The 4,899-nt window shown below is 50.2% G+C and carries 6 protein-coding genes and 1 pseudogene; all 7 read left to right on the top strand.

Annotated features, from left to right (window positions below; all coding sequences use genetic code 11):
* The first annotated feature begins 85 nt into the window (after positions 1-85).
* Positions 86-451, top strand: a complete 366-nt coding sequence (locus AB8996_RS10585) for a hypothetical protein (protein ID WP_369298956.1) — start codon at positions 86-88, stop codon at positions 449-451.
* Positions 452-1,765: 1,314 nt separating this feature from the next.
* A pseudogene (locus AB8996_RS10590) lies at positions 1,766-1,918 on the top strand (plasmid mobilization relaxosome protein MobC); the annotation flags it as partial.
* A gap of 239 nt (positions 1,919-2,157) precedes the next feature.
* On the top strand, positions 2,158-2,544 hold the full coding sequence (locus AB8996_RS10595; RefSeq protein WP_369298957.1) for a replication initiator protein A: 387 nt from the start codon (positions 2,158-2,160) through the stop codon (positions 2,542-2,544).
* Entirely contained in the window at positions 2,531-2,932 is a 402-nt protein-coding gene (locus AB8996_RS10600; protein WP_369298958.1) for a cysteine-rich VLP protein, read from the top strand. The genes AB8996_RS10595 and AB8996_RS10600 overlap by 14 nt, the downstream gene beginning before the upstream one ends.
* A 109-nt stretch (positions 2,933-3,041) precedes the next feature.
* On the top strand, positions 3,042-3,245 hold the full coding sequence (locus AB8996_RS10605; protein ID WP_369298959.1) for an excisionase: 204 nt from the start codon (positions 3,042-3,044) through the stop codon (positions 3,243-3,245).
* Between the two features lie 104 nt (positions 3,246-3,349).
* Positions 3,350-4,531: a tyrosine-type recombinase/integrase gene (locus AB8996_RS10610; protein ID WP_369298960.1), complete on the top strand. Its 1,182-nt coding sequence runs from the start codon at positions 3,350-3,352 to the stop codon at positions 4,529-4,531.
* A gap of 103 nt (positions 4,532-4,634) precedes the next feature.
* Positions 4,635-4,899 (top strand): GTPase (locus AB8996_RS10615; protein ID WP_369298961.1); only part of this gene is annotated, 265 nt, incomplete at its 3' end.

Genomic DNA, 4,899 nt, shown 5'->3' on the forward strand with positions numbered 1-4,899 from the left:
CCCCCCCCCCCCCCCCCCCCCCCCCTTTTTTTTTTCAAGCAGAAGACGGCATACGAGATCTGCGTATGTGACTGGAGGTTCTGACGTGTGCTCTTCCGATCTCCGCGGGATCATCAGTGATCTTTCCCAGCAAAAGCTCGTTTTGCTGTCGACGCATATTGTATCGGATCTCGAAGAAGTCGCAAACGAAATCATTCTGCTCCGGAAAGGTGTTGTCCTCGAAATGCAAAAGCCTGCTTCGCTGCTGGAGCAGCTGAACGGGCAAGTTTGGCTCGTTACAGTTCCCGCTGCGGACGAAGCGGCACTCACAAAGCAATATACCTGCAGCAATGTCATGCACACAGACGGAAAAAGTGTGATCCGTCTGCTCAGCAAAAGCGCCCCTCGACCCGACGCAGTACCAACAGCACCCAATATGGAGGATATGTATCTATATTATTTCGGTAGATGATCGTCCGGATGATTCTGGCTGGATCTCGGATGCAGTAAAGTGCAGACTTTTTAGAAGGCAGCTTGCAAGTTTTTAGACCTGCAAGCTGCCTTTCTCCGTAAACTCAGAGCCGATTTTGCTGCCGCAAAACCTCTGGGAACAAAATTTGAGCGGTTGTTCGCAGCACCTCTCAGCAACTCATTTCGCGCATCTGCTGGTACGAAACCATTCAGTACAGAAAAATTACTGGCTCATTTTCGTGCCGTTCTCCACAACCACCGACAGAGAGTGAAAAATAAGAATACAGCCAGTGGAAACTGTCAGCCTCAGGATTTGTTGCAGATTTCTTTCTTTGACGAACATAATCTGATTCTACATATTTCTCCAGTTCCCCTCCAATAAACAGCAAAAAAGATCAACCTCTCGTTTCTTTAGGAAACGAGAGGTCATCTTAGCGTTTGTTACCTCTGCACACCGAATCCGTCAGCCAACAGTAGTAAGTTTGAATTAGATCCTTATCATTGTTAAATCAAGGGTTAACGGCTATCTCTTAGTACATACCGCCCACGAGTATCTCGGTACCGGAATGTTTGTGATTTTCGTTTCCCATCATATTTTGAATGCTGCGTGGTGGAAGCATCTGCTTCGCGGAAGGTACACACCTCTCCGTATTTTCGGAACAGCGGTCAATTTAGCCCTTGCGACCATAATGCTGGTACTGCCGATCAGCGGCATGTTCCTAAGCAGGCTTTCTCGACTCACACTGTTGACAACAACGTGATAAAGGGCTTGGGATACTCCCCAAATCGTCGCGTGTCCGGACAACGGCTGTGCTTGCTGTTCTCTCAAATCCCAATATCCGCAGATCGTGATGTCCCCGCTTTTTCGAAAGCGGGGACATTTTTTCTTCTCTGATACTTAAAAAACGGCAGAGAAATGTCCGTTGTATAGTAGAGGGTTTTTTGAAAATATCGCGCAACTTATTCCGGACAAAAGGCGAAGACATGTCCGTGTGTTATATAGAAGGACAATTTTTCGCGCCACCCCCATTTGCAGAAATTTTGTCCGTTGTAAAGTGAGATGGAACCACCTGCGAGACAAAACCGTGACAGACCGCATCATTTTGTCCGTTGGAAAGTAGAAAGGTCAATTTGGAGCAGAACGCAGAGCTTGCTTCGCCGTCCTTAAAACTTTTTCGAGAAATCTGGGACAAAACTGGTCTCCGATTCACTTAGCTAAGTAGAGGGGGCATCATGGACAAGAGAAGTTTTTTGAAAAAGGGTGCCAAGCTTTTGAGGAAAAATGTCCGTTGTAAAGTGAAAGGAGTGTTTCAATATGCCGGACCGCACACGACCCATCCGCAAGGAAATCTGCCTCAATGAGCAGGAACTGAATCTCATTCAGCACAAGATGCGCCAGTTGGGGACACACAACTTCGGGGCTTACGCCCGCAAGATGCTGATCGACGGGTACATTATCAAAGTGGACTTTGACCACAACGGGATTTTCCATGTGTGGGTTTTCCGTCACCGGTTTTCCGGACGGTGGACAAGCTGACGCTCTTGGGCGTTCCGCAACCGGATTTCAGGACGACGGTTTCCGTGACGCTCATCGGGGCTGGATTTCATCCTCTAACTAATAAGAAATAAATCAAGATACAAGAGAATCAATCTATCAATCCAATCAACACAAAAATGGATGGATTGATGGATGGGACAGGAGGTCAGATGAAAACTTTTTGTAAGCTCACGACGCAGAGCCCGGCGGCGTCCTATGTACCGCTCCCGAGGTTTCTTCTCCAAGACGAAGCCCTGCGGGACATCAGCAACGACGCCAAGGTGCTCTATGCGCTGCTGCTGGACAGGGCAAGCATTTCCCGGCAAAACGGCTACGTCGAGCCGGACGGCACGATCCGGCTGTACTTCACCTTGGAGCAGGCACAGACGAAACTCCACCGCAGCCGCCAGAGCGCCACGCGGATCTTCCGGGAGCTGGAGTATAGCGGCCTGATTATCCGGCGCAAGCAGGGCTTGGGCAAGCCCGCCCTCATTACGCTGAACTATCCGGCGGACGCAAAGCTCATCGCAAAGGAGGGTGAAGATGCACAAGCTTGACCCCATTGAACGCCTGCCGGACGGCTCGCTCTTTCGCGTGACGCCGGGGCAGCTCCGCAGCGTGCGCGGCCTCACAAAGCGCTGCTGCAACTTTTCAGGCGGCGACTGCCTGCTGCTGGACGGCGTTTGTCCGCAGCACATCTCTCGAAGCCTGCTTTGCCGGTGGTTTCGCCGCGCCGTGCTACCCCAGCAGCCGAAGCTGGAACAGACCATCCTCAGCCCGAAGAAACTTCGCCGCTGCGAAGTCTGCGGCACGGGCATCCTCGCCCGCTCCGGGAGGGCAAAATATTGCCCGACCTGCGCCAAGAACATTCACCGTCAGCAGAAGGCAAAATCCGCCCGCAAACGGCGGTCGGGCGTAGACAATTCGGTGGCGAAAAGCCTTTGAATGCCAAGCCTTACCGCACCGCAGAAGGTAGGAAGCAATACGATTTCCCTCGCAGCCGCGAAATTGCGTTCTATTTGTCTACATAAGCACCACGAAAGGAGACATTTCCATGGACAACATTCTCACCGTCCCCATCCACCTCAAAATGACGCTGACCGCCAGAGAGGCGGCAGAATACAGCAATATCGGCATCAACAAGATCGACAGTATGCTCCGCAGCCCCAACTGCCCTTTCGTTTTGTTCGTCGGGACGAAAAAGCTGGTAAAGCGCCGGGAGTTTGAAGAGTACATCAGTCAAAAGCTGGTGATCTGACGGCAAAAGATAATTTGTAAAAACAGCTTGAGAGAAAAGAACCTATCTGCTATAATTATGTTGTTGCAGTAGGCTCTTTTCTCTCTGCGGGAAAGGAGTATACAATGGGCAAAAACTTAAAAGGCAAAGAATGCGGTAAGGGTATCTACCAAAGAAAGGACGGATTATATCACGCACGTTTTGTAGACAAAGCAGGAAAACGACATGAGAAATATTTCCAGACAATTCCCGAGGCGCGTAACTGGATCGAGCAGGCGAAATATGCCGACAAGCACGAAGATATGTTTTGTCCCTCGGACACGACGGTTGACACATGGTTTTCATTTTGGATCGAGAACATTGTGGGCGATTTAGCACCGAATACCCTGCGAAATTATCGGGAGCGATATAAGCAGAATATCCAGCCCATCATCGGCAAAATGCTCCTTTCCGATGTGAAGCCCATGCACTGCAAAAAAGTGCTGCTTTCCATGGATGCGGATTATGCAGGGTCTACCATCCGGCAGACCTATATCACGATGGGAACCTTGTTCAAGGCTGCGAAGATGAACGATCTGATTTACAAGCACCCGATGGACGGCGTTCGCTACACAAAGCCGGTCCGAGCGCCGGACGACATTCACTTTTTGACGCGTGATGAGCAAATCAGATTTCTTGAAGTTGCGAAACGTTCCCACAACTACAATCAGTACGCGCTGATCCTTGAAACTGGCTTGCGTACCGGCGAGATGATCGGACTGACGTGGGATGCGATAGATTTTCAGAATCGGACGCTGACGGTCAATAAAACCTTGGAGTATCGTCACAAGCAGCATTTTTGGCGTGCCGGACCTCCGAAGACGCAGCAGAGCTATCGCACCATCCCGCTGACAGATCGGGCCTATGAAATTCTGAAAGAAATCAAGGATAAGCGCCCTTGGCAAAAGGAATCTCCGCTGCTCTCACAAACACTGGAGTATATTGACCGGCGAACGGGTGCAAGTTCCCAACTGGTCATGCGCGATCTTGTCTTTATCAACTGGCGTACCGGGGAACCGGCAAAGAACAGTTCCTATGATACCCACCTTTATAAGCTATGCGACGAAGCAGGAATTGAAAAATTCTGTATGCACGCTTTACGCCATACCTACGCCACAAGAGCGATTGAATGCGGCGTGCAGCCCAAGGTTCTTCAAAAGCTGCTTGGTCACGCAAGTATAAAAACAACGATGGACAGATACGTCCATGTCACATCCGAATCTTTGGATCAAGCTGTGCGGCAATTCGAATCAGGCAGGGTTTCCTAACATATAAGTCCATGCGAAAATGGCGTAAAAATGGCGTAAGCCAAGCGCGCCGGATTCCGGAAGCCCTTGAAAATCAAGACTTTTTAAGGAGATAGAAAGCATTATGAAATTAGGAATCGTAGGACTGCCCAACGTGGGCAAATCGACCCTTTTTAACGCAATAACCAACGCCGGCGCCGAGAGCGCAAACTACCCCTTCTGCACGATAGAGCCGAATGTCGGCATGGTCATGGTTCCTGATGAGCGCCTTGATTTTCTGGCGTCTATATACGAGCCGAAGAAGTACACGCCTGCCGTAATTGAGTTTGTCGATATCGCGGAGATCGGAAGAGCACACGTCAGAACTCCAGTCACATACGCAGATCTCG

Source organism: uncultured Neglectibacter sp. (assembly GCA_937958185.1).
In the GTDB taxonomy this organism is placed as follows: domain Bacteria; phylum Bacillota; class Clostridia; order Oscillospirales; family Acutalibacteraceae; genus Acutalibacter.